Raw genomic sequence first — 26100 nt, 5'->3', positions numbered from 1 at the left:
GTCATGAAATACCATCAGCTGAAAGCGTTTGTCACCGTCGCGGAAGAAGGGAGCATCCGCGCGGCCGCGCGTCGCCTGAACGTGTCGCCGGCGGCGCTGACGAAAGCCGTCAAGGAACTGGAGATCGCGCTCGGCGTGTCGCTCGTGGTGCGCACCGCGCGCGGCGTGCAGCTTACGGCGTTCGGCCAGCAACTGCAGGTGCGGGCGCGGTTGATCGTCGCGGAAATGCAGCGCGCGCGTGACGACATCGAACAGGCGCAGGGCGCGATGACGGGCTCGGTCGCCGCGGCCATCACGCCGGCCGCTGCGGTGACGATCCTGCCCGACGCATTCCGCGCGTTCCGGCGGCGCTTTCCGGTCGCGCGCGTCAATCTGATCGAAGGGTTCCCCGGCGTCGCGCTGCCGCGGCTGCACGACGGCTCGCTCGATTTCGCGGTGGCCGTCGTGGTGCCCGAGCTGCTCGCGGCCGAGTTCGATCATGCAGAACTCTATGCGAGCCGGTCGCTGATCGTCGCGCGCAAAGGGCATCCGCTCGCATCGGCCACGTCGCTGGCCGATCTCGTCGAAGCCGACTGGCTGATGAATCCGTCGCCGGAAAGCTCGACGCAGGTGCTGTTCAATTCGTTCGTTGCGTATGGGTTGCCGGTGCCGCAACGGGTCGTCGAATGTCCGAGCTTCGGGCTCGCGCATAGTCTGATGACGGGCGCCGACCTGATCGCATCGATGCCCGAGCAACTGCTGCAAGGCGAGTGGGCGCGCGACAAGCTCGCCGTGCTGCCGATCCGCGAGCGGCTGCCGGCCGTATCGGTGCAGGTGATTACGCGCCGCGACAGTCCGCTCACGCCGGCCGCTGCGATGCTGCTCGACTGCCTGCGCGATTCCGCGCGCCGCAAGGGGCTGGGATGAGCCGGAGCAGGTGTGCCCCGCTGGTGGATCGAATCGCAATCCTGATTATCTGGCGAGCGCCTTCCGCGGGGATTGCGCGCGGCAAGCAATTGCGGCGCGCTCGCCGCGAGCCGGTATCATAACGGCCGGCCTGCCGCCCTGGCCGGCCGCCGACAACACGCCATCCGGCATCCCGCATCCAGCAATCAGAGGTATCACATGACCAGTGCAACCCAATTCGACAACGTATCGGTCGTCAAGCGCGCGAACGTCTATTTCGACGGCAAGTGCGTGTCGCATACCGTGCTCTTCCCGGACGGCACGCGCAAGACGCTCGGCGTGATCCTGCCGTGCGCGCTCAACTTCGGCACGGACGCACCCGAATTGATGGAAGTGCAGGCCGGCAAGTGCCGCGTGAAGCTCGACGGCAGCAGCGAATGGCAGACTTACGGCGCCGGCGAATCGTTCTCGGTGCCGGGCAAGAGCCGGTTCGACATCGAAGTGATCGAGACGCTCGACTACGTCTGCAGCTATCTGTAAGCGCGGCGCGTCGACCAGTAAAAAGCCCCGCCGAAGCGGGGCTCGTCGCATGCGGACGGCGCAATGCCGTCCGGCGCAGGCTTACAGGCAGGCGTTGATGTCGCCGGCTGCAGCCGCGTCACCGCGCATGCCGACCCACGTCTTCGCGTCCGGCTTCCACGACGGGCGAACCATCGCGGCCGCGCCATTCGGCGGTTGCTGGCCCGGTGCGTACACGTCGGTCGCGAGGCCGTTGGCGAGCACGTTTTGCGAAATCACCTGTTGCTGCGACTTGTCGGCCCAGGTCTTCGCGATGCAGGCCGAGACGTCCTGAGCGGATTTCTGGCTTTGTCCCACGTTCTGCACGGCCGGATCGGCAGCATGCGCAGAAATTGCCACGGTCAATGCGATGAGCGGTAAGTATTTCACGTTCACGTTTTATCTCCCTCGAGTCGTGATTGATTGAGTGGGATGCGCAGCAGAAAGCTGCGTGTCTGTGAGATCGCATCCGCCAAATGCGGTTCCGGCAATTCCGAAACAAGTTGTTAACGCGCTTGCCAAACGCCGATGCGGATGCATGCCGTTCTGCTGCATGGCAGCATGATCGAGTGGCGCGACCGCACGAGGTCGTTCGCCGAGTGGCCGACGCACTTGTCCGTGGGTGTGGTGGATTGCCGGCCGCGGCGTACTGCATGTGTCTGCATGTCGCGCCGCGACGCTCGTTGTTGGTTGTCGCGCTGGAATGGCTGAATGGTGGCCCCGTCGCATGAGAACCATGATGACAAACTTTCGTCCGGTCGACTGTCAACCAAGTTTAAACGCCGGATGCGGCGGAATGCGCAACGGCGCGCAGCGCGCGCACCGCTTCGCGACGTGACGGGTGCGACGCGAGATGGTGCGTGCGCTGCGCGCCGCGCACGCGGTAACGGTCAGCCGGCCTTGCGGTTGGCGGCGGCGCGAAGATTCACCGGCACGATCGGGCGGAAGCGCTCGCGCTTCTGTTCGTCGTCGAAGTGCTGGAGCGCGGGCTTGATCAGGTCGCTGCGCGACACGATGCCGATGAGGCGCAGCGATTGCGGATCGTCGACGACGGGCAGGCGCTCGAGGCCGAGCATCGCGAGCCGCGATGCGACCACGCGGCACGTTTCGTGAGCCTGTGCGACGGCCGGCGCGCGATCGGCGAATGCGCTCGCGAACGTCGCGCCGGAGCCGGCCTGAGCGCGATGCGCGTCGAGCGTCGCACGATCGACGAGACCGAGCAGGCGGCCGTCGTGCACGACCGGATACGCACGGTGCGTCTGCTTTGCGCCGAAGTATTGCGACTCGACCGCATCGAGCGTCATGGCGCCGTCGATCGCGACGAGCGCGTCGGCCGCCGTCATCACTTCGGCAACGTCATGCCGCTCTAGCGGATCGACGCCGTATTCGCGGTAGATGTGATAACCACGACGCGCGATCTTTTCGGTCATGATCGAGCGCTTCATCGCGATCGTCGCGAACCCGTGCGCGACGAGCGTCGCGGCAAGCAGCGGCAGCAGCGCGTTCGCGTCATGCGTGAGGCCGAACGCGAACACGATCGCGGTCAGCGGCGCACCGAGCGTCGCGCCGAGCGTGGCGGCCATGCAGACGAGCGGCCACAGTGCCGGGTCGCCGCCGGGCAGTACCGGCGACAGCACGGTGCCGAGGCCCGCGCCGAGCATTAGCAGCGGGGCGAGCACGCCGCCCGACGTGCCGGAGCCGAGCGCGATCACCCACATCACGGCCTTCACGATCAGCAGCGCGAGCGCGATTTTCAGCGCGATATGCTGATGCAGCAAGTCGCCGATCACGTCATAGCCGACACCGAGCGCACGCGGTTCGACCCAGCCGCCGACGCCGATCACGATCGCGCCGAGCGCCGGCCACCACATCCAGTGCACCGGCAGCTTCGCGAAGCCGTCCTCGATGCGATACAGCGCTGCCGACAGGCCGCATGCGAGCCCACCGGACAGCAGGCCCGCGACGATGCACGACAGCAGCGCGACCGGTGTCGGCGACGCGGTGGTGAGCGGGAACAGCGGCTCGACGCCGAAGAACACCGCACGCGCGAACCCGGCCACCGCGCATGCGAGTGCGACCGGCAGGAAACTGCGCGGGCGCCATTCGAACAACAGCAGTTCGACCGCGAGCAGCACCGCGGCGACCGGCGTGCCGAACACGGCGGTCATGCCGGCGGCCGCGCCTGCGACGAGCAGCGTCTTGCGCTCGGCGGCGGTCACGTGCACGCACTGCGCGATCAGCGAGCCGAGCGCGCCGCCGGTCATGATGATCGGGCCTTCGGCGCCGAACGGGCCGCCGCTGCCGATCACGACACCGGACGACAGCGGCTTGAGCACCGCGACCTTCGGCGACATCCGGCTCTTGCCGAACAGGATCGCCTCGATCGCTTCCGGAATGCCGTGGCCGCGGATCTTCTCCGAGCCGAAGCGCGCCATCAGCCCGACGATCAAGCCACCGATCACCGGCACGACGATGACCCACGCGCCTAGCGTGTTGTCGGCGGGCGAGCGGTCGACGAACGAGAACTGCTGGAAGAAGAACAGGTTCGTGAACAGGTGAATCAGGCTCAACAGCACGAACGCCGCCAGCGTGCCGAGCAGCCCAATGACGGCAGCCAGCAACGCGATCCTGGGCAGGCGTTCGTTGGTCGAGAAATCGCGTTTATGTGGAGCGTTCATCGGTGTGAGGGAAAGGTTGAAAAAGCGAGGGTCAGTAATCGATCTGCGGAACCTGGAACGTGCCTTTCAACGATTTCAGTTCCGCGCGATGCATGGCCGCAAGGCGCGCGAGCAGCGTTTCGCCGGCCTCTTCGAGATGCACTTCGACCTGGCGGCGATCCGCTTCGCTCGTCTTGCGCTTCACGAGCCCGAGCGCCTCGCAGCGCGTCACCAGCGCGACCACACCGTGGTGCTGTGCCTGCAGGCGTTCCGCCAGTTCGCCGATCGTGGCCCACTCGCGGTGCGGGTAGCCCTTGATGTGCAGCAGCAGCAGGTATTGCAGCGGCGTCACGCCTTCGCTTTGCGCAGCGCGTTCGGAGAAGCGCTCGAAGCGGCGCATCTGGTAGCGGAACTCGGACAGTTGCTGGAAATCGCTTTTGTTGAGCGCGCGGCGGGTATCGGTCATTGCGGTCGGTCGGATAGTCGGTTTCGGTAGCGAAAAAATATATCGCAACATGATATAAAAGAGCGATTTTACGAGAAAAATCTGCATTTCGCTATCCGTTACACGGCATGCGCCCGCGTTATGCGGCCTGGAGCATCTGCGTTTGCCGATACAGGCCCGTGACGAGATCCGTCTGCGTGATGATGCCGACCAGACGGTGCGACGCATCGACGACCGGAATGTGGTGATGGCCCGAATGCGTAAACAGCGGCACGAGCGCGGTGATCGGCATCGTTTGCTGCACGCATGCGACGTCGCGCGTCATCACGGTGGCGACGCTGGCGGGCTGGCCACCGAGCGACTGCGGCAGCCGCGCGGACAGCCGCTGCCACAGCGGAGTCGGCCGGCGCAGCTGGCGCGTGAGGTCCGCGCGGGTGACGATGCCGATCAGGCGATCGTCGCCGTCGACGACGGGCAGCGCCTTCACGCGATGGCGGTCGAGCAGCGTCAATGCGCCCGTCACCGGCGTCGACGGCGCGACCTCGATCGCATTCTTCGTCATCAGGTCCGCGCACGTGAGCTGGCCGAACGTGCGCGTATACGCCTGCATTTCGGTTTCGCGCAGCAGCATCTCGAGGTCATCCGGATCGACGTCGAGCCATTCGCCGCGACGCTTCAGCACCGCGTCGAGATCGGCGCGCGTGAAGCCGCCGCGCGCGGGCGCTGCGCTGCCGCCTTGCGGCTTTGCGTCCGGGCGCACGCCGCCGTGCGGATAGCGGTGGCCGGTCAGTGCATGGTATGCGAGCGCGACCGAGAGCAGGATCGCCGATTGCAGCGCAATCGGCTCGACCACGAAACCGAAGCCGAGCGCATGGATCGCCGGCCCGCCGAGCACCGCCGTCAGCGCGACGGCACCCGACGGCGGGTGAACGCAGCGCAGCGCGAACATGCCGCCGATCGCAAGTGCGACGGCGACCGCGGCGGCCGTGATCGGATCGGCGATCCATTGCGCACATGCGACGCCAACGGTCGCCGCCACCAGGTTGCCGCCGATGATCGACCACGGCTGCGCGAGCGGACTCGCCGGCACCGCGAACAGCAGCACGGCCGATGCGCCCATCGGCGCGACGAGCAGCGGCACGAGACCCGGTACGCCGGGCATCAGCCGCATCGTCACGCCGACCGTCGCGATGCCGACGAGGGCCCCCATGCACGAGCGCATGCGCTCGCGCCAGCCTAGCGTCATCGGATGGGGAACGAAGCTGTGCAGCCATTGCCGGAAGGTGCGGCGCGACGGGGAGGAGCCTGACGACATGAAGGTAAGCGCAAAAAATGGCAACGCGGACGAGGCCGCGCAAGAAAGCCGGAATTATATCGTGTTGTGATACAAATTGTCGCGCTGCATCAACGTGTTGCACGCGCGCGATGCACTTGTCTTGCAAGAACCTTTCGTCGGATGAAAGCCTGGGAGCCCTGCAGCGCGCATATTTGTCTGCGGCGGCGTACAATTCGGCCACCCAATTCCCCCGACATGCCACGACCACGCACGCGATGCCCGCTCTCCCGCCTGTTCCCCGGCAAGGTTATCGCCCGCGTGTGGCTCGCGCGCCCGCCCCGGTTCCCGTCTGAAGCGAGCGCCGCCGACGTTTCCCCATACTCCCGAAGCCAATCCAATGGACATGCTCGAAAACATGCGCCTGTTCGTGCGCGTTGTCGAAGCCGGCAGTTTTACCGCGGTCGCGAAAGAAATCGACGCGACCACCGCGCAGGTGTCGCGCGCGGTATCGAATCTCGAAGCGCACGTACAGACGCGGCTGCTGCATCGCACGACGCGCCACCTCGGTCTCACCGAAAGCGGCGAACGCTATTTCGAGCGCGCGAAATCGATTCTTGCCGAGATCGACTACGCGAACGCCGAAGCGCGCAACGCGCTGCTGCGGCCTAGCGGCAAGATGCGCATCCACGCGATGACGGGGCTCGGGCAGAGTCATGTCGTATCGTCGATCGTGCGCTATCAGGAAGACAATCCGGACGTGTCGGTCGAACTGACGCTCGCGCAGCGCATGCCGAACCTCGTCGAAGAAGGTTATGACGTGTCGATCGTGACCGCGTCGCAGCTGCCCGATTCCGGATACGTCGCGCAGACCTGCGGCACGAGCTGCAGCGTGCTGGTCGCGTCGCGCGAGTACCTGGCGCGCCACGGCACGCCGAAGACGCCGGACGACCTGCCGAACCACGTGTGCCTGCGCCTCGACACGCCGGCGTCGCCGGCAAGCGAATGGCGGCTCGAGCGCGGCGACGGCGAGGAGACGGTCTACGAGCTGCAGCCGGCGCCGTTCCAGGTCAACGTGCCGGATGCGCTGTGCGTGGCGGTGCGCGCCGGGCGCGGGATCGCGTGCGTCGCGCTGTACACGGTGCTCGACGACATCCGCGAAGGGCGGCTGATCCGCGTGCTGCCCGAGTACCGGCTGCAGACTGTCAGCGTGTATGCGGTCTATGCGACGCGACGCTATCTCGACGCGAAGATCCGCACGTTTCTCGACCATTTGCGTACGACGCTCACGCCCGCGCTGGAGAACGACCTGCGCGAACTCGACCGGCTCGCGGTCGAGCAGCCGCCGGCGAGTCGCCAGCGCGCGTGATGAGGGCCGACGCTCGCGCGTCCGGCGAGCACCCCGCGCGTTACGCGCGCCGCGTGACGCGAATCCGCTCGAAGCGGCCGGCCAGCCACGCGTAGGCGGCGATGCCGATCAGCCCGTGCGCGGCCACGAACCACAGCGCACCGGCGAACGAACCGGTGTGCGCGACGAAGTAGCCGATTGCGAGCGGCGTGACGATCCCCGCGATATTGCCGAGCCCGTTGAACACGCCGCCGCTCAGGCCGACCATCCCTTCCGGCGCGGTGTCGGCGAGTACGGCCCAGCCGACCGCCGCGAGCCCCTTGCCGAAGAACGCGATGGTCATCAGCGCGATCACGACCGCGTTCGACGACGCGCCGTTGGCGAGCACGAGCAGCGTCGCCATCGCCATCCCGACAATGAAAGGCGTCTTGCGTGCGCGCGACGGATGCACGCCGCGCCGGATCAGCCAGTCCGACAGCACGCCGCCGATCACGCCGCCCGTGAAGCCGCAGAGCGCCGGCAGCGCGGCGACCCAGCCGGCTTCCATGATCGTCATCCCGCGCCCCTTGATCAGGTAGATCGGGAACCACGTGATGAAGAAGTAGGTGAGCGCGGTGATGCAGTACTGGCCGATATAGATCGCCCACAGGTTGCGGTGGCGGAACAGGTGTGACGCGTCGTGCCACGACACGCGCGAGCGCTGCCCGATCCGGTTCGCCTCGAGATCGACGAGCGCACCGTGCGCGCGCAGATGGTCGCGTTCGGCGTCGGTCACGCGCGGATGGCCATGCGGCTCGCGATACCACGCGAACCAGAACACCGACAGCGCGATGCCGAGCATCCCCATCCACAGGAACACGTGTTCCCAGCCGAGCGCATGCGTGAGCCACGCCATCGCCGGCGTGAACAGCACGACGGCCATGTACTGCGCCGAATTGAACAGCGCCGACGCGGTGCCGCGCTCGGCAGTCGGGAACCAGCACGCGACGATTCGCGAATTGGCCGGGAACGCCGGCGATTCGACGAGGCCAAGCATGAAGCGCATCGCGAACAGCGTGAGCGTCGCGGTCGCACCGGACGCGGCGAACCAGCCCACCGTGCCTTGCAGCATCGTGAACACCGACCACAGCAGCAGGCTCAGCCCGTACACGCGGCGCGCGCCGAAGCGGTCGAGCAGCCAGCCGCCCGGGATCTGGCCGATCGCATAGGCCCACGCGAACGCGGAAAAGACGATGCCGAGCTGTACGGGCGTGAGCCCCAGATCATGCGCGACGCCGGTGCCGGCAATCGACATCGTCGCGCGATCTGCATAGTTGACGACGGTGACGGCGAAGATCAGCGCCAGTACCGAAAAACGGACGCGGCCGAGCGTGCGAGACGCGGTGGAGGAACCGGACGCGGTGGGCGCGGTGGCGACGGCGGCGCTGCCGCTGGATCGATGGGGCATGTTTGTCTCCTGGCCTCCGTCGTGCGGAGGCTTGTCGTTTGATGTCGTAAAGAGGCGGCGGCCGCGGCGCTCAGCCGGTGACCGTGGTCGGCGGGCGTTGGCCGGCGAAGCATGCGGCGAGGTTCGCGAGCACGATCCGTCCCATGGCTTCGCGTGTCTCGTGCGTGGCGCTCGCGCGGTGCGGCTGCACCACCACGCGGTCGAGCTCGAACAGTTCGCGCGGCACGTGCGGCTCGTCGACGAACACGTCGAGTCCGGCGCCGGCGATCGTGCCGTCCGCGAGCGCGCGAACGAGTGCGGTTTCGTCGACAAGTTTGCCGCGCGCGACGTTGATCAGGAATCCTTTGCTGCCGAGCGCCGCGAGCACGTCGGCGGTCACGAGAACGTTGCCGTGGTCGGCCGATGCCGCGAGCACGAGCACGTCGCTGTCGCGTGCGAGCGCGACGAGGTCGCTGACGTAGCGATAGCCGCTGTCGCGGTGCTCGCGGGGGCCGAAATAGCTGACGGGCATCCGGAACGCCTGCGCGCGCTGCGCGATCGCGCGACCGACACGGCCGAGCCCGACGATCCCGAGCCGCTTGCCCGTCACCTGCGTCGCGAGCGGCTGCGCGGTCTTCCCCCAGCGTCCGGCGCGTACGATACGTTCGCCGGCGCCGAGGTCGCGCAGCGTCATCAGGATCAGGCCCATCGCCATGTCGGCGACGTCGTCGGTCAGCACGTCGGGCGTCGTCGTCACGTGGATGCCGCGCGCACGCGCGCGCTCGAGATCGACGGCGTCGGTGCCGATGCCGCTGATCGCGATGATTTCGAGCGCACTCAACCGGTCCATCAACGCGGTCGGCAGCCCGGTCGCGCCGCCGGTGACGACGCCGCGGATGCGTGGCGCCACGCGCTCGAGCAGCGCATCGGGGTGGTCGGCCGCATACAGGCGATGCACCGCGTAGCGGTCGGTCAGTTCGGCGTCGATGGTGTCCGGAAGCGGCTGGGTGAGGAGGATGTCGATGGGCATGAAGGTCTCGGTCGTTGCGTGCGGCGCGGGCCGCGCATCAGGTGAAACCGAGTATAGGAATCGGATCGATATGCGTCTAACATCAAAAGACTATTGATTGATCCAAAAATTGAATGATTGAATTGAACCAGCTGCGCTGCTTCGTCGCGGTGGCCGAGGAATTGCATTTCGGTCGCGCGGCGAAGCGCCTCTTCATGACACAACCGCCGCTGAGCAGGCAGATCCAGTTGCTCGAACATGCGCTCGGCATTGCACTGCTCGAGCGCAGCAGCCGGCAAGTGCGGCTGACCGCGGCTGGCGAGCGCTTCCTGCGCGATGCACGGCACATTCTCGAGTTTTCCGCACGAGCGGAGCAGGCCGCGCAACGTGTCGCGCACGGCGGGGCGGGGCGCATCACGCTCGGCTTCACGGCCGTCAGTGCATACCGGATGATTCCGGTGCTGCTTGCGCATGCGGCGCATGCGCTGCCTGACGTCGATGTCGAGCTGCGCGAAATGGTGTCGACCGTGCAGATCGATGCGCTTGCGTCGCGCATGCTCGACGCGGGCTTCGTGCGCCAGCGCGCCGCGCGGCATCCGCTCGAGTACCGGCTCGTGCAGCGCGAGCCGATGCTCGTCGCGGTCGCACAGGGCGCACCGCTTGCCGCGTACGAACGGATCGGACCGGACGAGCTCGACCGGCAGCCGTTCATCGCGTATTCGCCGAACGAGGGGAAGTACTTCCACGACATGATCTCGGGCATGTTCGCGAGCGCCGGGCGGCTGCCGAACTACCTGCATTACGTCGGGCAGACGCACACGATTCTCGGCCTCGTGCGCGCGGGGCTCGGTGCGGCGCTGGTGCCCGCGTCGGCCCGCGAGCTGCATGTGGACGGCGTCGTGTTTCGGCCGCTCGCCGGTGTCGACGTGGCCGCCGAGTTGTACCTCGCATGGCGCGCGGACAACGACAACCCGGCGTTGCCGGTGTTCAACGCGATGGTCGAACGGTTTTTGACGGAAGGGGCGGACGGCGCGGTTGTTTAAGGCGCGGCGCGCACCGGCCGTAGTCGCCGGTGGGCGCGCCTGTGCGCATGCCGTTCCGAACGATTGTGGCGCGTGCGCGCTTTCTCCGGCGCGGGGCGTCGCGCAGCGGAGCCGCCATGCCCGCGCCCGTGCGCATCAATGCGTGACAGACAGGAACAGATAAGCCGCGAACAGCGCGAGATGCACGACGCCATGCAGCACCGTCGTGCGCCCCTGGCTGAGCGTCAGCGTGCTGACGAGCAGCGTCAGCGCGAGGAGTACGGTTTCCATCGGGCCGATGCCGAGCGTGAGCGGCTGGCCGATCCAGATGAACACCGCCGCGACGGTCGGGATCGTGAGCCCGATGCTCGCGAGCGCCGAGCCGAGCGCGAGGTTCATGCTGGTCTGCAGGCGATTCGCGCGCGCCGCGGTGACGGCGGCAAGCCCTTCGGGCAGCAGCACCAGCGCGGCGATCACGATGCCGACGGCGGCCTCGGGCGCGCCGAGCTTCATCACCGCGTGCTCGACGGCCGGTGACAGCAGCTTCGCGAGCAGCACGACCGATACGAGGCTCGCGAACAGCAGGATCATGCTGATGGCCGCGGTGCGGTTGCTCGGCGCCGCCGCGTGGACCGTTTCGTTCGCGCTGTCGTGCTCGGCGAGGAAGTAATCGCGATGGCGCACCGTCTGCACGAACACGAATGCGCCGTACAGCACGAGCGAGGCGACGCCGGCGAACGCGAGCTGCGATTTCGAAAAGAACGGGCCGGGTGCTGCGCTCAGGTAGTTCGGCATCACGAGCGACAGCACCGACAGCGACGCGAGCACCGCGAGCGCCTTGCTTGCGCCGCGTCCCTGGAAGTCCTGCTCGCCGTGCTTCCACGCACCGACGAGCAGGCACAGGCCAACGATCCCGTTGCAGATGATCATCACGGCCGCGAATACGGTGTCGCGCGCGAGGCCCGATTTTTCGGGACCGGCGCCGAGCATGACCGACACGATCAACGCGACCTCGATAACGGTCACGGCGACTGCGAGCACGAGCGTGCCGAATGGTTCGCCGACGCGGTGCGCGACGACTTCGGCATGGTGGACGGCGGCGAACACGGCGCCGGCGAGGGCGGCGGCGAACAGCGCGATGACGACGCCTTCGGCCGGCACGACGCGCGACAGCGCGAGTACCAGCCACGCGGCAAGCGGGGCCCAGAGGGTCCAGCGCGGGAGCTGGTTGGACGAGATCGGCATGGACGGTTTCCTATGCGAGTGGCGGCGCGCAGCGCGCCGTCACGGGTTGACGAAGCCCGGCCGGATATTCCGAACGAGGACGATGATACTGACGGGCGGCAGCGGGAAACCGTGCTGCCCGGGGGCGCCGCCGCGAGACGACGGCGGGCGCGGGCGGACCGATGCCTGCCGCGCGATGAAACGGTTCGATGTGACGGGGTGCGGAAAAAAGCACGTTGCCGCATGGCGATGGCCAGCCCGGGCGATTCCAGACGGCCCCGACAGCGTTGCGGACGGTGCGCGGCAGCGGCGCGGCACGCGGTTCCCCTTGAAATCCGGCAATTTGTCGAATTTTATCAGGCGATCCGGGGTCACTATCTCATATTCAAACCCTTTCATGGACCTTTCGGTTTACAAAAAGTGCCCCGATCTTTCGATTTTTGTTCTTTGCAGTTCTCGTAACGGTCTCTTGCACGACAAATTCGGGCTCGCCCTGACATAAATCTACCGACCGGTCGGTTTATAATCGCTTGCACCTCCACTTTCATGACGGATCGCAAGCGATGGCTGTTTCTTCTGCACATTCGGTGAACTCGGGCGCATTGGCGCCGTCGGCGGTCGTCGGCGTGATCGGCGCAGGCGCGATGGGCGCCGGTATCGCGCAGGTCGCGGCGGCGGCCGGCCATACGGTGCTGCTTCACGACCTGAACGAAGCCGCGTGCGACAAGGCGCTGGCGGGTATCCGTGCGCAGTTCGCGCGGCTCGCGGAGAAAGGCCGGATGGACCCGGTTCACGCGGACGCCGCGGGCAGCCGGATTCGCGCGGTGCGCGCGCTGGCCGATTTCGCAGGCGCTGCGTTGATCGTCGAAGCGGCTGCCGAGCGGCTCGACGTGAAGCGCGAAATCTTCGCGACGCTCGAACGCCATGTCGACGATAGCTGCGTGCTGGCGACCAACACGTCGTCGATCTCGATCACGTCGATCGCGGCCGGGCTGCGCGCGCCGCAACGCGTCGCCGGCCTGCATTTCTTCAATCCGGCGCCGCTGATGGCGCTCGTCGAGGTGGTCAGCGGGCTTGCGACCGCCCCGGAAGTCGCGCAGACGCTGTACGACACGGCCGCCGCGTGGGGCAAGCGCCCGGTGATGGCGAAATCGACGCCGGGGTTCATCGTGAACCGCGTCGCGCGGCCATATTACGCGGAGGCGCTGCGCGTGCTGAACGAGCAGGCCGGCACGCCCGCGTCGATCGACGCGGTGATGCGCGACGCCGGCGGCTTCCGGATGGGGCCGTTCGAGCTGATGGATCTGATCGGTCACGACGTGAATTTCGCGGTGACCGAATCGGTGTTCCGTGCGTACTTCAACGACCCGCGCTACACGCCGTCGCTGATCCAGCAGGAACTCGTGAACGCGGGCTTCCTCGGGCGCAAGTCCGGGCGCGGCTTCTATTCGTATGCGGACGGTGCGGCACCGCCCGCGCCGGAACTCGAGGCGCCGTGCGGCGCGCCGGCCGACGTCGCACTGTTCGCGCACGACGGCCCGGCCGCCGCGCTGCATGCGCGCTTCGTCGAACGCATCGCGAACGCGCGGCAGAACGGCGCGCATGCGGACGGACTGATCGCCGTGGCCGGGCGCGCGTCGATCGCGCTGACCGACGGCCGCACCGCGACGGTACGTGCCGCCCAAACCGGCGTGGCCGACCTCGTACTCGTCGACCTCGCGCGCGATTACGCGCAGGCCGGGCTGGTCGCGCTGACGCGCGCACTCCAGTGCAGCGACGCCGCGTATGCGGACGCGGTTGGCCTGTTCCAGCAAGCGGGTTTGCGCGTCGTCGGCATCGCCGACGTGCCGGGCATGATCGCGATGCGCACCGTCGCGATGCTCGCGAACGAGGCAGCCGACACCGTGAACCAGGGCGTGTGCTCGGCCGCCGATCTCGATCTCGCGATGGAGAAGGGCGTGAATTACCCGTGCGGCCCGCTCGCGTGGGCGGATGCGATCGGCATCGGCTACGTGCATCGCGTGCTGTCGAACCTCGCGGCGAGCTACGGCGAGGACCGCTATCGCGTGTCGCCGCGCATCGCCGCGCTGCACGCGGCCGGCCGCACGTTTCATTCGTAGCCGCCGCCGCATTACTTCGAATACGACAACGACATCACTCCACTGGAGGAGCACCCCGATGACTCACCCGACGCATCCTGCTGCCGCCCTCGACCCGATCGAGACCGCCAGCCGCGACGAACTGCAGGCGCTGCAGCTCGAGCGCCTCAAGTGGTCGCTGCGCCACGCGTACGACAACGTGCCGCACTATCGCCGCACGTTCGACTCGGCGGGCGTGCATCCGGACGACCTGAAGTCGCTCGCCGATCTCGCGAAATTCCCGTTCTCGACCAAGAACGACTTGCGCGACAACTACCCGTTCGGCCTCTTCGCCGTACCGCGCGAGCAGGTCGTGCGCGTGCACGCGTCGAGCGGCACGACCGGCAAGCCGACGGTGGTCGGCTACACGGCACGCGACATCGACACGTGGGCGAACGTGACCGCGCGCTCGATCCGCGCGGCCGGCGGCCGCCCGGGCGACACGCTGCACAACGCGTTCGGCTACGGACTCTTCACCGGCGGGCTCGGGATTCATTACGGCGCGGAGCGGCTCGGCTGCATGGTGGTGCCGATGTCGGGCGGGCAGACGGAAAAGCAGGTGCAGCTGATTCGCGATTTCGAACCGAAGATCATCCTCGTCACGCCGTCGTACATGCTGAACCTGATCGACGAGATGGTGCGGCAGGGGATGGACCCGGCGGAGTCGTCGCTGAAGATCGGCATTTTCGGCGCGGAGCCGTGGACGCAGGCATTGCGCGAGGAAGTCGAGATGCGCGTTGGAATCGACGCGCTCGACATCTACGGGCTGTCGGAGGTGATGGGCCCGGGCGTCGCGTGCGAATGCGTCGAGACGAAGGACGGCCCGGTGATCTGGGAAGACCATTTCTATCCGGAGATCATCGATCCGGTGACCGGCGAAGTGCTGCCGGACGGCAGCGAGGGCGAACTCGTGTTCACGTCGCTGACGAAGGAGGCGATGCCGGTGATCCGCTACCGCACGCGCGACCTCACCGCGCTGCTGCCGCCGACCGCGCGCGCGATGCGCCGGCTCGCGAAGATCACCGGCCGCTCGGACGACATGCTGATCGTGCGCGGCGTCAACGTATTCCCGAGCCAGATCGAGGAAATCGTCGTCGCGCAGACGAAGCTGTCGGGCCTGTTCCAGATCACGCTCTCCCGCGACGGCCACATGGACCGGCTCGACCTCGCGGTCGAGCTGCGCTCCGAAGCCGCGGCGGGGATCACCGACGGCGATCGCGCGGCGATCGCGCGCGAGCTGCAACACCGGATCAAGACGATGGTCGGCGTGTCGGCCGGCGTGACCGTGCTGCCCGCGGGCGGCATTCCGGCGAGCGCGACCGGCAAGGCCCGGCGCGTGATCGATCGCCGGCAGGCGGCCTGAGCGGCGCCGTTGCCGTTCTACTTTTCGAGGAAACCTTTTCGATGGATGAATTGAAGACCCTGGCCGTCGCCGTCGACGCGCGCGGCATCGCGACTGTCGCGCTGCAGCGCGGCGACGTGCTCAACGCGTTCGACGAGACGATGATCGCCGAGCTGACCGACGCATTCACGACGCTTGGACGGCGCGATGACGTGCGCGCGATCGTGTTGCGCTCGGACGGCCGCGCGTTCTGCGCGGGCGCGGACCTGCAGTGGATGCAGCGCGCGAGCGCGAACGACGCGGCCGCGAACCTGCGCGACGCCGAGCGGTTCGCCGCGATGATGCGCGCGATCCGGCAGTGCCCGAAGCCGACGGTCGCGCGCGTGCAGGGCCACGCGTTCGGCGGCGGCGTCGGCCTGTGCGCGGCATGCGACATCGTGATCGCGAGCGATCATGCGCGTTTTGCGGTCAGCGAAGCGCGGTTCGGGATTCTGCCGGCGGTGATCGGCCCGTATCTGGTCGAAGCGGTGGGCCAGCGCCAGGCGCGCCGGCTCGCGCTGACCGCGACGCAGCTCGCGGCCGCCGAAGCCGTCGCGATCGGGCTGATCCACCAGGCCGTGCCGCTCGATGCGCTCGATGCCGCACTCGACAAGACGCTCGCCGAGCTGAGCCGCAACGGCCCGAATGCGCTGATGGAGATCAAGCGCTTCTTCGACGCGATCGGCGAGTATCCGCCGTCGGACGAACGCGCGGCGTTCACCGCACAGACGATCTCGCGCGTGCGCGCGACGCCCGAAGCGAAGGAGGGCTTCGCGGCGTTCTTCGCGAAGCGGCCGCCGGCATGGGAGCCGGCCGCCGAATAAGGCGGTGGCGCGGCCCGCCGGGCGCGGGCCGCGATTTGCGTCGCGGGCGACGGCGCTTGCTCTACAATGCGTGACCCCCGGCCCGACCCCGAGCGTGGCCGGCCCAGCTCCGACCGTCTCTTCGCCCCGATGATCGTCAACCGTCTAATCTCCGAGATCCTGTTCGGCTTCACCGGCCTGATCGGCATCATCAACCCGATCGGCATCGCGTTCCTGTTCCTCGAACGCACGGAGGCGCTGACCGAGCACGAGCGCGACCTGCTCGCGAAGAAGGTCGCGTTCAACGCGTTCGTCGTGTTGCTTGTCGCGTTCTTCGCCGGCACGCCGGTGCTGCATTTCTTCGGGATCTCGATGGAAGCGTTGCGGATCGGCGGCGGTTTCGCAGTGGCCGTCGCGGGCTGGCAGATGCTCAACGAGCCGGACGGGCCGGCGGCCGGCGGCGATACGCCGATCAAGCCAATCGATGCGAACGCGATCATGACCCGCGCATTCTTCCCGCTGACCGTGCCGCTGACGGTCGGCCCCGGGTCGATCGCGACCGCGATCGCGCTGAACGCGAACCGCACGCACAAGCTGTCGGAGTTCATGCTGTCGAGCATCGTGTCGATTTCGGTATCGGCACTCGTTGCGGTCGTGATCTGGCTGACCTACAGCCGTGCCGCACTGCTGTCGCGCTATCTTGGCACCGAAGGCACGAAGGTCGCGAAGCGCGTGTCCGCGTTCCTGCTGCTGTGCATCGGCGTGCAGATCATGTTGACCGGCTTCTCCGAATTCCTGCAGCCGCTTGCCGACGGGATCAAGTAAGCCATTGCGCGTTCAGCGCGCGGCCGCGAGCATCGGGTACGTGAACAGTCCGAAGTGCACGAGGTTCAGTCCCGCGTGCGCGAGCGCGGCCGCGAGCAGCCCGCCGCGCCGCCACGCAAGCCCGTAACCGATGCCGGCCGCCGTCCCGAGCACGATCCACTGCCAGCCGCCGGATGCGTGCGCGGCGCCGAACAGTACCGCGCCGATCGCGAGCGCGGCCCACGGCCCCCAGCCGAACCGGCCGAGCACGCGCGTGAGCCCGCCCTGCACGTAGCCGCGGAACAGCGCTTCCTCGGCGAGCGTCACGAGCAGTACGTTGTTGACGAGCCAGATCCACCCCGACGCCGGCCATTTCGGCGCCCAGCCGACCATCCCGAACGCGAGCGCGCCGGCCAGGCACGCGGCGGCCGTCGCGGCCGCCGCCACGGCGCCGGTGCGCAGCGCCCGCGCCAGCGGGACGTCGGGCGCGACCCACGGCAACGCCCACAGCAGCCACAGGCCAACCAGCGGCTTGTCGAAATTCAGATACATCGTGAACGGCACGGCGTCCGGCGTGAAACGCGTCGGCTCGATCACGCGCGGATTATGGAAACCGGGAAGCAGATGCAGGCTGAGCGCGATCGCCAGCGCCGCGAATACGACATGCGACGCAATCCGCACCACGAGCGGGCGGCCGGGCGCGACGCCCCAGGCGGCAGCCGCTAGCAGCGCGAGCGGAGCGAGCGCGATCGGTTCGAGCTTGCCGAACGCGAGCGCGCCGGCATAGCCGAGCGTGGCGGCGGCGATGCTCAGGCCGTGCAGCGGGCGCTGCCATGCGAATGCGGCGGCCGCGAACAGCGCGAGCCAGATCGTGGCGCACGGAAGAAGCGAAAGAGACATGGACGATGCATCGGACAAACGAAACGCCGCGCATCATACCGCAGCGGCCGCGACACGGTGCCGACGCCGGCGGTGCAGGATGGACGTGCCGACCGGTCAGCGGCCGGCGGTTTCGGTGACGCCGTCGCGGGTCGGGATGTCGACGCTGTTGCGCTCGCGCATGCGACGCCGGTACCAGAACGTCCAGACCATCAGCGTGCCGAATACGGTGTAGCCCATGATCGGCGACACGACGAGCACGCGCTCGACGGGCCACGTGACGACCATCCACAGGCGCACGAGCATCTCGAGCGTCATGCACGCGCCCCACACGAACGTCATCAGCCGCAGCATCTGGCGCAGCCCCGGCTGCTCGGCCCACACTGTCTCGAAACGCGCGGCGCCGCCCGTCATTTCGCGGGCGACCGTCGCTCGGGCGAGATAGAAGATCAGCGGACGATCGAGGAACAGCGACAGCAGGAACAACACGCCGATCGTGCCGGACGCGAGCGATTCGCGCATCAGCAGTGTGCGTGTGCTGCCGCCGAGCGCCATGCCGGCGATCGACAGCGCGATGCCGAGCAGCACGACGGCGGCGACGGCATCGACGCGGCGCGAGCGGATGAATTCGACGACCGACCAGACGATCGGCGGCACCGCGGACGCGTACAGCGCGCCGGTTTCGCCGAAATACGGGTGCGCGACCCGATACGCGACCCAGGGCAGCAGCAGGTTGACGACGAGTTCGAGGATCAGGCCGGCTCGTGGTTTCACGGAAGCGGGCGCGCGGGCGGCGCGCGGCGGTAATGTCGCTACGAGTATATCCAAGTCCGAACCCGCGCGTCGCGGGCTGCGTCGTTGTACGCGCATCGAAAACGGCCGGCACGCGTGCCGGCTTTTGGGGGCCGCGTGCCGGGGCGCGCCGGCCCGCGCGGCCGGCCCCCGAGCTGCGCGTTACCTGGCCGTGGTCACGCGGCTGCCGGCTGGACGATGATCTTCACGTTCCGGTCCTTGTGGTTGACCAGCTCCTCGAACCCGTGCGTGACGATGTCGCCGAGCGCAATGCGTCCGGTGATCAGCGGCTGCACGTCGATGCGGCCGTCCGCGATGAAACGGATCACGTCCGCGAATTCGCCGTTGTATGCGAGCGAGCCGATCACTTCCTTCTCGGTCGACACGATGTCGAAGAAATTGAACGACGTCGGCTCCTCGAAGATGCCGACCATCACCGACTTGCCCGCCTTGCGGATGACGTCGATCGCGAGTTGCGCGGTGGCCGTGTGCCCGATGCATTCGAACGACACGTCGGCACCGTAGCTGCCCGTCAGCGCCTTGACTTCCGCGATCGCGTCGGACGCCTTCGGGTCGATCACGGCCGTCGCGCCGACCTCCAGCGCCTTCTGTTTGCGCGCGGCCGACATTTCCAGCGCGATCACGCGGCCGGCGCCCGCGGCCTTCGCGCACATGATGGTGCACAGGCCGATCGTGCCGGCGCCGACCACGACGACGGTCTGCCCGACGATGTTGCCGGCCTTCTTCACCGCATGCAGCCCGACCGCGAGCGGCTCGATCAGCGCGCCGGCCTCGGTCGGGAAGTCGTCGGGCAGCTTGTACAGCAGCTCGGCAGGCACGTTCACGTATTCGGCGAATGCGCCGTTGTTCATCAGCCCGGTGAACGCGAGGTTCTCGCAGATGTTGTACAGCCCGTGCCGGCAGTACCAGCAGGTGCCGCAATGCTGGCACGCGTCGGCCGTCACGCGATCGCCGAGCGCGAAGCCCGTCACGCCGGCGCCGAGCGCCGCGATTTCGCCGCTGAACTCGTGGCCGAGGATGCACTGGCCTTTCAGGCCCGTCAACGGATGCGGCGCGTCGACCGGGATGAACACGGGGCCGGCGACGTATTCGTGCAGGTCCGAGCCGCAAATGCCGCACCAGTGCACGCGAATCTGGACCCAGCCTGCCGGCGGTTGCGCCGGAACGGGAACCTGTTCGACGCGGATGTCGTTGCGGCCGTGCCAGACGGCGGCCTTCATGCTCAGAGCGGTGTTCGGTGCCGGTGTACTCACGTTGCTGTCTCCGTCAGGTTGTCGTCGGGCGCACGGCAGGAGCCGTCGAGCCCGTCGCGCGAATGCGCGACCGACCGATATGCAGGAACGGGGCCAGCCCGGATGCGCGATCGGGCAGCGACGAAGACGCGCACGCGGCGTGCGGTGCAGCAGGCCGCGTGGCATTGGAGGCGGAGGAGAGGGGCGCATGCGGCGCGCCGAAATTGCTGCGATTGCGCCAATCGATCGGGATGAGACGCCGGGACATTCGTCTCACGGTATTGAGACGGAAAGCGAGACGCATCGCGACGGCGCGGGGTTCGGTCCCCTGCGCCGTCGCGCGTCGGCCGCGCGCGCGGGCCATCGCGGCGATCGGCGTCGCTCGCCCGACCGGGTCGCCGCGTTACTTGAGATCCTTCCGGTACTGGATGAACCCCGCGTTGTTCGCGAGCTTGTCGTACAGCGCGCGTGCGGTCGTATTGGTTTCGTGCGTGAGCCAGTACACGCGGCTCGCGCCGGCTTCGCGGGCCCGCTCGTACACGGCCTCGATCAGCGCGCCGCCCGCGCCCTGGCCGCGCGCGTCGGCCGCCGTGAACAGGTCCTGCAGATAGCAGTAAGGCCCTTCGGTCCAGCATGAGCGGTGATAGATCGCGTGCACGATGCCAACCAGCGTACCCGACGCGTCGAACGCGCCGAGCGCGAACATCGGTTCGTCGGGATCCGTCAGCCGCGCCCATGTCGTCGCGAACACCGCGTCGCTCAGCGCGGTCTCGTAGAACTTCTGATAGTCCCGCCACAGCGGGCGCCATGCTGCTTCGTCTGCTGGCGTGAGCGCGCGGACCGCGACGCGCGTCGCGTCGTTCGCGGGGCTGGCCGCGCGGCGCACTTGCGACTGCGCATTGCGAATCGCGACGAGCGATTCGCGCTGCGCGCCATTCGCGTCGAAGTTCTCCGGCGCGAGCCATGCTTCGAACGCCGCACGCACGTCCGGCCATTCGCCGTCGACGATCGAGAACCATGCGGTGTCGCGGTTGCGGCCCTTGTAGACGATCGCCTGCCGGAACGTGCCTTCGTAACGGAAGCCGAGCCGCGCGGCCGCCTTGCGCGACGGTCCGTTCAGATCGTCGCACTTCCATTCGTAGCGCCGGTAGCCGAGCGTGTCGAACGCATATTTCATCAGCAGGTACTGCGCTTCCGTCGAGACCGGCGTGCGCTTGAGCAGCGGCGAGAACGTGACCGAACCGACCTCGATCACGCCGTTGGCCGGATCGATGCGCATCAGCGCGAGCGTGCCGACGGCGCGGTTTGTCGCGCGGTCGATCACCGTGTAGTGCAGCGGATCGGCGCTCGCCGCCGCAGCGCGTGCGTAGTCGCGGTAACTCGACTCGTCGGCATAAGGGCCGTGCGCGAGATAGGTCCAGTCGCTGCCGTCGGGCGCAAGCGCGTACGCGGCGTACAGATCGGCCGCGTGGCGGTCGGCGTCGAGCGGTTCGAGGCGGCAGTAGCGGCCTTCGAGCACGATGCGCTCGGGGCGCGGGCGTGCGGACCAGTCTGGAACGGGGCGGCCGATCGGCTGCCGGAAGTCGTTGGTGAGCGTGGACAAGGTCGATCTCGCTTCGGTTGGCGGCCGGCGACATGCCGGCATGCAGACGATCGTAGTCCCGGCGAGGTACCATGAGAAGTGCCAGAGTACTGAATATTCATGGTGCCACGCGCGTGCTGCGCCGGGGCGCCCCCGTGTCCAGATTCCATGCCGTGACGACCCGATGACGACTGCCATTTCCCCCGGCGCTGCGCCGCCGCTGCCGCTCGATGCGCCGCTCGCACGCTCGGCCGGTGCGCCATCGCTGCAGCGGCAGCTGCTGCGCCGCGTGCGCGATGCGATTCTGGGCGGCGCGATGCCGGCCGGCACACGGTTGCCCGGCACGCGCGCGCTGGCCGAGACGCTGGGCGTGTCGCGCAACACGACGGCAGCCGTCTACGAACAGCTCGTCGCCGAGGGCTTCCTGCAATCGGATCGTCGCGGCACGCGGGTAGTCGGGCTGTCGCGGCCGGCCGCGCCGCGCCGGCGGGCCGCGCCGCCGGCCGTCGCGCAGCGGCTCGGCCGGATTCGTCCGAGCCTGATCGGCACCGGCGAATCGGAAGGTTTCCGGCCGGGCGTGCCCGCGCTGTCGCATTTTCCGGTGGATGCGTGGCGGCACGCGATCGACCGTGCGCTGCGCCGCGCGGGCCGCGACCTGCTCGGGTACGGCGATCCGCTCGGCGAACGTGCGCTGCGCGAGTCGATCGCCCGCCATCTGGCCGTGACGCGTGGTGTGCGGTGCGAGCCCGAACAGATCGTGATCACCGAAGGCGCGCAGGGCGCGATCGCGCTGTGCGCGCAGTTGCTGACGAACCCGGGCGATACGGTATGGGTCGAGGAGCCCGGCTATCGTGGCGCCCGCAGCGCGATGCAGGCGGCCGATCTCGACGTCGTGCCGATGCCGGTCGATGCGGAGGGGCTGCGCGCGCACGAGGCGGACTGGCGCGAACGCACGCCGCGGCTCGTCTATACGACGCCGTCGAACCAGTTTCCGACCGGCGCGGTGCTGTCGATCTCGCGCCGGCTCGCGCTGCTCGATGCCGCACGCCGGCATCGCGCGTGGATCATCGAGGACGACTACGACAGCGAATTCCGTCACACCGGCGAGCCGATCGGCGCGCTGCACGGGCTCGCCGCCGATTCGCCGGTCGTCTATCTCGGCTCGTTCAGCAAGACGATGTTTCCGGCGCTGCGAATCGGGTTTCTGGTGCTGCCGGACGCGTTGCTGGCCGCGGTGCGGCCGGCGTTGCCGGAAATGCTGCGCGGCGGCACGCGCCACGTGCAGCTTGCGCTGGCCGATTTCATCGAGACCGGGGAGTACGGACGGCATCTCGGACGGATGCGCCGGCTGTATCGCGACCGGCGGCGATTGCTGCTCGCGGCGCTCGACGACGCGTTCACCGTGCCGCACCGGGTCGAGGGCGGCCCGTGCGGATTGCATCTGGCGTTGCGGCTGCCGGCGCGCTATCGCGACCGCGCGATCGTCGAAGCGGCGCGCGAGCACGGTATCGGACCGTTTCCGCTGTCGGGGTTTTCGATCCATCCGGCGTCCCCGACGAACGGGCTCGTGCTCGGGTTCGGCAATACGTCGGCCGACGCGTTCGCGCCGATGCTGCGGACGTTGTCGGCGATCGCGCGGCGTGTCGCCGGCGATTGAATCGTGTCGCGCCCGCCCGATATGCAGGCCGGCACGCGGCGAACCGCTGCAGCGATCAGTGCAGCGCGGCAGCGGCGCGGATGGCTGCTTGCGCGCCGATGCGATGCATCGTGACCGGCTTTACTGCACGCGTTCCGCGCGCATGATCGTACGCGCCGCCGCGAGACAGAGCGCGAGCAATACCGCCACGTATGCGACCACCGCGCCCCACGCGCCGTGCTGCCAGAACGTGCCGCCGACCGAGCCGAGCACGCTCGATCCGACGTAATACGCGAGCAGATAGAGCGACGCCGCATGCCCCTTCGCGGAACCGGCGAGTTGTCCGACCCAGCCGCTCGCGACTGCATGGGCGATGAAGAAGCCGATCGTGATCAGCACGATTCCGACGATGATCGCGACGAGCGAATGCGACAGCGTCAGCGCGAGGCCGGCCGCGAACACGAGAATGCCGCTGACGAGCACGGGCGCGCGCCCGAGCCGATCCGCCAGCGCGCCCGCGCTGGAAGACGACACCATCCCGAACAGGTACGCGCCGAAGATCAGTCCGCACGCGGTCGCGCTCAGATTGAACGGCGCGGCGGTCAGGCGGAAGCCGGCGTAGTTGTAGACGGTCACGAACGCGCCCATCACGAGGAAGCCGATCGCGAACACGAACGGCAGCCGAGCGTGCCGCAGTTGCGCATTCCACAGCCGCAGGTGGTGGCGCAGCGTCAGGTCGGTCCGCTTCACGAAGCGTCGCGACGGCGGCAGCAGCATCACGAACGCGATTGCCGCGACGAGGTCGACGACGCCGATCGTCAACATCGCGGTGCGCCACGAGAAATACTCTTCGAGCGCGCTCATCCCGATCCGCCCGATCATCCCGCCGAACGCGGTGCCACCGACGTAGAGCCCCATCGACAGCCCGAGTCCGTCGGCGGCGATCTCCTCGGCCAGATAGGCCATCGCAACCGCCGGGACGCCGCCGAGCGCGAAGCCTTCGAGTGCGCGCCACACCAGAAGCCCGTTCCAGTTCGGCGAAATCGCGGCCAGCAGGTTGAACAGCGCGGCCAGCGTCATGGACGCGAACATGAGTCCGCGTCGGCCGACGCGTTCGGACAGCGCGCCGGCGCACAGGATCGACACCGCGAGCATTCCGGTCGACAGCGACAGCGACAGCGAACTCGACGCCGCGCCCATACCGAATTCGCGCGCGAACGCAGGCAGCAGCGGCTGCACGCAGTACAGCAGCGAAAAGGTGGCAAAACCGGCGAGGAACAGCGCGAGCGCGATGCGCTTGTACGCAGCCGAGCGCGGCGACACGCCGGCGGGCAGCGCATCGGCGGCGCCGCCGCCGGTGCGGGTCTCGGCGGATGACATCGCAGGAGAAGACATGGCATGCACCCGTTGGGCAGGAGAATGTCCAAATTCTTGCGCACGCTCAAACATATGTCCAATATATGAAAAGAACCGTGGCGATATGTTTTGCCACTGGCCTGCGGCGGGCGCCGCAGCCATCCATCCCGCATCAAAGAGAGATCCCTGTCGCGCATGGAACTCCGGCATCTCCGATACTTTCTGGCCGTTGCCGCCACATCGAACTTCACGAAAGCCGCGGAAACGCTCGGCATCGGGCAGCCGCCATTGAGCCAGCAGATCAAGGCGCTGGAGAACGAACTCGGCGTGGAACTGTTCAAGCGAACCGCACGCGGCGCCGAGCTGACGGTGGCGGGCCAGGTGTTCGCTGACGAGGCGCGACGCGTGCTCGACGACGCGCAACGTGCGGCGCGAGCCGCGATGCGGGCCGCGCGCGGCGAAATCGGCCAGCTCCGCGTCGGCTTTACGGGCACGGCGGCTTTCAATTCGAAGGTCGCCGATCTGATCCGCCGGTTTCGCGAAGCGTTTCCCGATACGGAACTGACGTTGCAGGAGGCGACTTCCGGTGTGCTGCTCGAGGCGCTGGAGTCCGGGCGTCTCGATGTCGCGATCGTGCGCCCGGAGCGCCGGATCGCCGATACGCTCGTGGCGGCCGACTGGGACGAAGAGCCGATGTTCGTCGCGGTGCCTATCGCACATCCGCTCGCGCAGCGACGGCGGATCGACCTCGCCGCGCTCGCCGACGAGGCGTTCGTGCAGGTGCCGCGCGAAGCGGGCAGCGCGCTGTTCGACGATATCGTCGCGGCGTGCAATGCCGCCGGCTTCGAGCCGCGGATGGCGCAGCCCGCGCCGCAGATCGCGTCGGCGGTGATGCTGGTCGCAGCCGGGCTCGGCGTGTCGATCGTGCCGAAGGCGATCACGCAGGTGCAGGTCGCGGGCGTCGCGTATCGGCCGGTTGCCGGCGACGGACTGCGCGCGAAGCTCGCGATCGCGTCGCGGCGCGACGATCCGTCGGCGGTGGTGCGCAATTTCCTGTTGTTGGCGTAGTCCTGCGCATGCGGTGTCCGCGGAAGTCGCGCGGGTCGTGGTCGCATTGCGTTGCCGATGACGGCGTCACGGTTGCCGGCGGCAAACGCGACTTGCTCGACATACCGGCCGATGCAAGCAAGTCGAAAAGTACGCGGCAACGTTCGATTTACCGACAGGACCTCCAAAAGTGCGCGCTTATAAGTGAATTACGCCCGCCGTACCCGCGCATACTGAGTTCATTACTCAATGATCGGAGACGCACGATGGGCTCTTTGAGCATGTGCAGGGTCGTCGGCACGCGAACGGTCCAGATATTTTTGCCGGGAGGCGCGGATACGGCCAAGATCTACATCGTCGACGACGAATGCGGGTCCCGCCAGCCCCGGTCGGTGAACGTGCGCGCATATCTGGATTCCGGGATGACGGAAGAAGAAGTCGTGCGGCACGTGCTGAACGTCGTCTCGGCGTCGCTCGAGCAGGTCGTGCAACTGAATGCACATTGATTTGAACAAGCGTGCGGTGTGCGCGCAGCGGGCATGAATATCGGCACCTGAATCCGCCGTGCAGTGGATGTTCGGA

At 67.9% G+C, this 26100-nt stretch carries 24 protein-coding genes; 11 read left to right on the top strand and 13 right to left on the bottom strand.

Annotated elements, in window-relative coordinates:
* The first annotated feature begins 3 nt into the window (after positions 1-3).
* Together WK25_RS25215 and WK25_RS25210 are read left to right on the top strand one after the other, a co-directional pair.
* Positions 4-906, top strand: a complete 903-nt coding sequence (locus WK25_RS25215; RefSeq protein ID WP_040140023.1) for a LysR substrate-binding domain-containing protein — start codon at positions 4-6, stop codon at positions 904-906.
* Between the two features lie 198 nt (positions 907-1104).
* Positions 1105-1425 (top strand): pyrimidine/purine nucleoside phosphorylase, encoded by a 321-nt coding sequence (locus tag WK25_RS25210; RefSeq protein WP_040140021.1) that lies wholly within the window; start codon positions 1105-1107, stop codon positions 1423-1425.
* An 81-nt stretch (positions 1426-1506) separates the two neighbouring features.
* On the opposite strand, the gene WK25_RS25205 is transcribed toward WK25_RS25210, so the two are convergent.
* From WK25_RS25205 to WK25_RS25190, 4 genes are all read right to left on the bottom strand, one after another.
* The gene (locus WK25_RS25205) at positions 1507-1839 is read right to left on the bottom strand and encodes a hypothetical protein (RefSeq protein ID WP_174554698.1); all 333 of its coding nucleotides are present in this window, start codon (positions 1837-1839) and stop codon (positions 1507-1509) included.
* Positions 1840-2333: 494 nt separating this feature from the next.
* Positions 2334-4121, bottom strand: coding sequence for a chloride channel protein (locus WK25_RS25200; protein WP_069243057.1), 1788 nt, complete (start codon positions 4119-4121; stop codon positions 2334-2336).
* Between the two features lie 31 nt (positions 4122-4152).
* Complete coding sequence (locus WK25_RS25195) at positions 4153-4566, bottom strand: MarR family winged helix-turn-helix transcriptional regulator (protein ID WP_040140017.1); 414 nt, start codon at positions 4564-4566, stop codon at positions 4153-4155.
* Between the two features lie 118 nt (positions 4567-4684).
* Positions 4685-5860 (bottom strand): HPP family protein, encoded by a 1176-nt coding sequence (locus tag WK25_RS25190; RefSeq protein ID WP_069243056.1) that lies wholly within the window; start codon positions 5858-5860, stop codon positions 4685-4687.
* 358 nt (positions 5861-6218) lie between these two features.
* On the opposite strand from WK25_RS25190, the gene WK25_RS25185 reads away from it, so the two are divergent.
* Complete coding sequence (locus tag WK25_RS25185) at positions 6219-7187, top strand: LysR family transcriptional regulator (protein ID WP_040140014.1); 969 nt, start codon at positions 6219-6221, stop codon at positions 7185-7187.
* 40 nt (positions 7188-7227) lie between these two features.
* Here the strand turns inward: WK25_RS25185 and WK25_RS25180 are convergent, their stop codons facing one another.
* Both WK25_RS25180 and WK25_RS25175 read right to left on the bottom strand, forming a co-directional pair.
* Entirely contained in the window at positions 7228-8613 is a 1386-nt protein-coding gene (locus WK25_RS25180) for an MFS transporter (RefSeq protein WP_069243055.1), read from the bottom strand.
* A gap of 70 nt (positions 8614-8683) precedes the next feature.
* Positions 8684-9622 (bottom strand): 2-hydroxyacid dehydrogenase, encoded by a 939-nt coding sequence (locus WK25_RS25175; protein WP_040140010.1) that lies wholly within the window; start codon positions 9620-9622, stop codon positions 8684-8686.
* A gap of 113 nt (positions 9623-9735) precedes the next feature.
* Here WK25_RS25175 and WK25_RS25170 point away from each other — a divergent pair, with 113 nt between their 5' ends.
* Positions 9736-10644, top strand: a complete 909-nt coding sequence (locus tag WK25_RS25170) for a LysR substrate-binding domain-containing protein (protein ID WP_040140008.1) — start codon at positions 9736-9738, stop codon at positions 10642-10644.
* Positions 10645-10779: 135 nt separating this feature from the next.
* On the opposite strand, the gene WK25_RS25165 is transcribed toward WK25_RS25170, so the two are convergent.
* On the bottom strand, positions 10780-11868 hold the full coding sequence (locus WK25_RS25165; RefSeq protein WP_040140007.1) for a calcium:proton antiporter: 1089 nt from the start codon (positions 11866-11868) through the stop codon (positions 10780-10782).
* Between the two features lie 39 nt (positions 11869-11907).
* Positions 11908-12246: a hypothetical protein gene (locus WK25_RS31440; RefSeq protein WP_156789098.1), complete on the bottom strand. Its 339-nt coding sequence runs from the start codon at positions 12244-12246 to the stop codon at positions 11908-11910.
* Positions 12247-12410: 164 nt separating this feature from the next.
* Between WK25_RS31440 and WK25_RS25160 the strand changes: the two genes are divergently transcribed.
* From WK25_RS25160 to WK25_RS25145, 4 genes are all read left to right on the top strand, one after another.
* Positions 12411-13967 carry a 3-hydroxyacyl-CoA dehydrogenase gene (locus tag WK25_RS25160; protein ID WP_069243054.1) on the top strand — a complete coding sequence of 519 codons (1557 nt, stop codon included), beginning with the start codon at positions 12411-12413 and terminating at the stop codon, positions 13965-13967.
* Positions 13968-14025: 58 nt separating this feature from the next.
* Positions 14026-15348 (top strand): phenylacetate--CoA ligase PaaK, encoded by a 1323-nt coding sequence (gene paaK / locus WK25_RS25155; protein WP_069243053.1) that lies wholly within the window; start codon positions 14026-14028, stop codon positions 15346-15348.
* 41 nt (positions 15349-15389) lie between these two features.
* Positions 15390-16190, top strand: a complete 801-nt coding sequence (locus WK25_RS25150) for an enoyl-CoA hydratase-related protein (RefSeq protein WP_040140002.1) — start codon at positions 15390-15392, stop codon at positions 16188-16190.
* 129 nt (positions 16191-16319) lie between these two features.
* On the top strand, positions 16320-16994 hold the full coding sequence (locus tag WK25_RS25145) for a MarC family protein (protein ID WP_040140000.1): 675 nt from the start codon (positions 16320-16322) through the stop codon (positions 16992-16994).
* A gap of 12 nt (positions 16995-17006) precedes the next feature.
* Here the strand turns inward: WK25_RS25145 and WK25_RS25140 are convergent, their stop codons facing one another.
* The 4 genes from WK25_RS25140 to WK25_RS25125 all read right to left on the bottom strand — a co-directional run bounded on the left by WK25_RS25140 (position 17007) and on the right by WK25_RS25125 (position 21500).
* On the bottom strand, positions 17007-17873 hold the full coding sequence (locus WK25_RS25140) for a CPBP family intramembrane glutamic endopeptidase (RefSeq protein ID WP_069243052.1): 867 nt from the start codon (positions 17871-17873) through the stop codon (positions 17007-17009).
* 96 nt (positions 17874-17969) lie between these two features.
* Complete coding sequence (locus WK25_RS25135; RefSeq protein WP_040139996.1) at positions 17970-18626, bottom strand: VC0807 family protein; 657 nt, start codon at positions 18624-18626, stop codon at positions 17970-17972.
* 194 nt (positions 18627-18820) lie between these two features.
* Positions 18821-19885: a 2,3-butanediol dehydrogenase gene (locus tag WK25_RS25130; protein ID WP_069243051.1), complete on the bottom strand. Its 1065-nt coding sequence runs from the start codon at positions 19883-19885 to the stop codon at positions 18821-18823.
* A gap of 415 nt (positions 19886-20300) precedes the next feature.
* Positions 20301-21500 (bottom strand): GNAT family N-acetyltransferase, encoded by a 1200-nt coding sequence (locus tag WK25_RS25125; RefSeq protein WP_069243050.1) that lies wholly within the window; start codon positions 21498-21500, stop codon positions 20301-20303.
* A gap of 163 nt (positions 21501-21663) precedes the next feature.
* On the opposite strand from WK25_RS25125, the gene WK25_RS25120 reads away from it, so the two are divergent.
* Complete coding sequence (locus WK25_RS25120; protein WP_040139989.1) at positions 21664-23136, top strand: PLP-dependent aminotransferase family protein; 1473 nt, start codon at positions 21664-21666, stop codon at positions 23134-23136.
* 120 nt (positions 23137-23256) lie between these two features.
* Here WK25_RS25120 and WK25_RS25115 read toward each other — a convergent pair whose 3' ends face one another.
* Positions 23257-24510, bottom strand: a complete 1254-nt coding sequence (locus tag WK25_RS25115) for an MFS transporter (RefSeq protein WP_069243049.1) — start codon at positions 24508-24510, stop codon at positions 23257-23259.
* Between the two features lie 156 nt (positions 24511-24666).
* On the opposite strand from WK25_RS25115, the gene WK25_RS25110 reads away from it, so the two are divergent.
* Positions 24667-25539 (top strand): LysR family transcriptional regulator, encoded by an 873-nt coding sequence (locus WK25_RS25110; protein WP_040139985.1) that lies wholly within the window; start codon positions 24667-24669, stop codon positions 25537-25539.
* A gap of 245 nt (positions 25540-25784) precedes the next feature.
* Positions 25785-26024 (top strand): hypothetical protein, encoded by a 240-nt coding sequence (locus WK25_RS25105; RefSeq protein WP_069243048.1) that lies wholly within the window; start codon positions 25785-25787, stop codon positions 26022-26024.
* Positions 26025-26100 lie beyond the last annotated feature (76 nt).

This window comes from Burkholderia latens (genome assembly GCF_001718795.1).
GTDB lineage: Bacteria > Pseudomonadota > Gammaproteobacteria > Burkholderiales > Burkholderiaceae > Burkholderia > Burkholderia latens_A.
This window is presented reverse-complemented; position numbering and strand designations above follow the sequence as displayed.

Excerpts from the sequence above, each read along its gene's own strand:
- WK25_RS25215 (WP_040140023.1), top strand. The coding sequence starts at position 4 with ATGAAATACCATCAGCTGAAAGCGTTTGTCACCGTCGCGGAAGAAGGG.
- WK25_RS25210 (WP_040140021.1), top strand. The coding sequence starts at position 1,105 with ATGACCAGTGCAACCCAATTCGACAACGTATCGGTCGTCAAGCGCGCG.
- WK25_RS25200 (WP_069243057.1), bottom strand. The coding sequence starts at position 4,121 with ATGAACGCTCCACATAAACGCGATTTCTCGACCAACGAACGCCTGCCC.
- WK25_RS25195 (WP_040140017.1), bottom strand. The coding sequence starts at position 4,566 with ATGACCGATACCCGCCGCGCGCTCAACAAAAGCGATTTCCAGCAACTG.
- WK25_RS25190 (WP_069243056.1), bottom strand. The coding sequence starts at position 5,860 with ATGTCGTCAGGCTCCTCCCCGTCGCGCCGCACCTTCCGGCAATGGCTG.
- WK25_RS25185 (WP_040140014.1), top strand. The coding sequence starts at position 6,219 with ATGGACATGCTCGAAAACATGCGCCTGTTCGTGCGCGTTGTCGAAGCC.
- WK25_RS25180 (WP_069243055.1), bottom strand. The coding sequence starts at position 8,613 with ATGCCCCATCGATCCAGCGGCAGCGCCGCCGTCGCCACCGCGCCCACC.
- WK25_RS25175 (WP_040140010.1), bottom strand. The coding sequence starts at position 9,622 with ATGCCCATCGACATCCTCCTCACCCAGCCGCTTCCGGACACCATCGAC.
- WK25_RS25170 (WP_040140008.1), top strand. The coding sequence starts at position 9,736 with ATGATTGAATTGAACCAGCTGCGCTGCTTCGTCGCGGTGGCCGAGGAA.
- WK25_RS25165 (WP_040140007.1), bottom strand. The coding sequence starts at position 11,868 with ATGCCGATCTCGTCCAACCAGCTCCCGCGCTGGACCCTCTGGGCCCCG.
- WK25_RS31440 (WP_156789098.1), bottom strand. The coding sequence starts at position 12,246 with ATGAAAGGGTTTGAATATGAGATAGTGACCCCGGATCGCCTGATAAAA.
- WK25_RS25160 (WP_069243054.1), top strand. The coding sequence starts at position 12,411 with ATGGCTGTTTCTTCTGCACATTCGGTGAACTCGGGCGCATTGGCGCCG.
- paaK (WP_069243053.1), top strand. The coding sequence starts at position 14,026 with ATGACTCACCCGACGCATCCTGCTGCCGCCCTCGACCCGATCGAGACC.
- WK25_RS25150 (WP_040140002.1), top strand. The coding sequence starts at position 15,390 with ATGGATGAATTGAAGACCCTGGCCGTCGCCGTCGACGCGCGCGGCATC.
- WK25_RS25145 (WP_040140000.1), top strand. The coding sequence starts at position 16,320 with ATGATCGTCAACCGTCTAATCTCCGAGATCCTGTTCGGCTTCACCGGC.
- WK25_RS25140 (WP_069243052.1), bottom strand. The coding sequence starts at position 17,873 with ATGTCTCTTTCGCTTCTTCCGTGCGCCACGATCTGGCTCGCGCTGTTC.
- WK25_RS25130 (WP_069243051.1), bottom strand. The coding sequence starts at position 19,885 with ATGAAGGCCGCCGTCTGGCACGGCCGCAACGACATCCGCGTCGAACAG.
- WK25_RS25120 (WP_040139989.1), top strand. The coding sequence starts at position 21,664 with ATGACGACTGCCATTTCCCCCGGCGCTGCGCCGCCGCTGCCGCTCGAT.
- WK25_RS25115 (WP_069243049.1), bottom strand. The coding sequence starts at position 24,510 with ATGTCTTCTCCTGCGATGTCATCCGCCGAGACCCGCACCGGCGGCGGC.
- WK25_RS25110 (WP_040139985.1), top strand. The coding sequence starts at position 24,667 with ATGGAACTCCGGCATCTCCGATACTTTCTGGCCGTTGCCGCCACATCG.
- WK25_RS25105 (WP_069243048.1), top strand. The coding sequence starts at position 25,785 with ATGGGCTCTTTGAGCATGTGCAGGGTCGTCGGCACGCGAACGGTCCAG.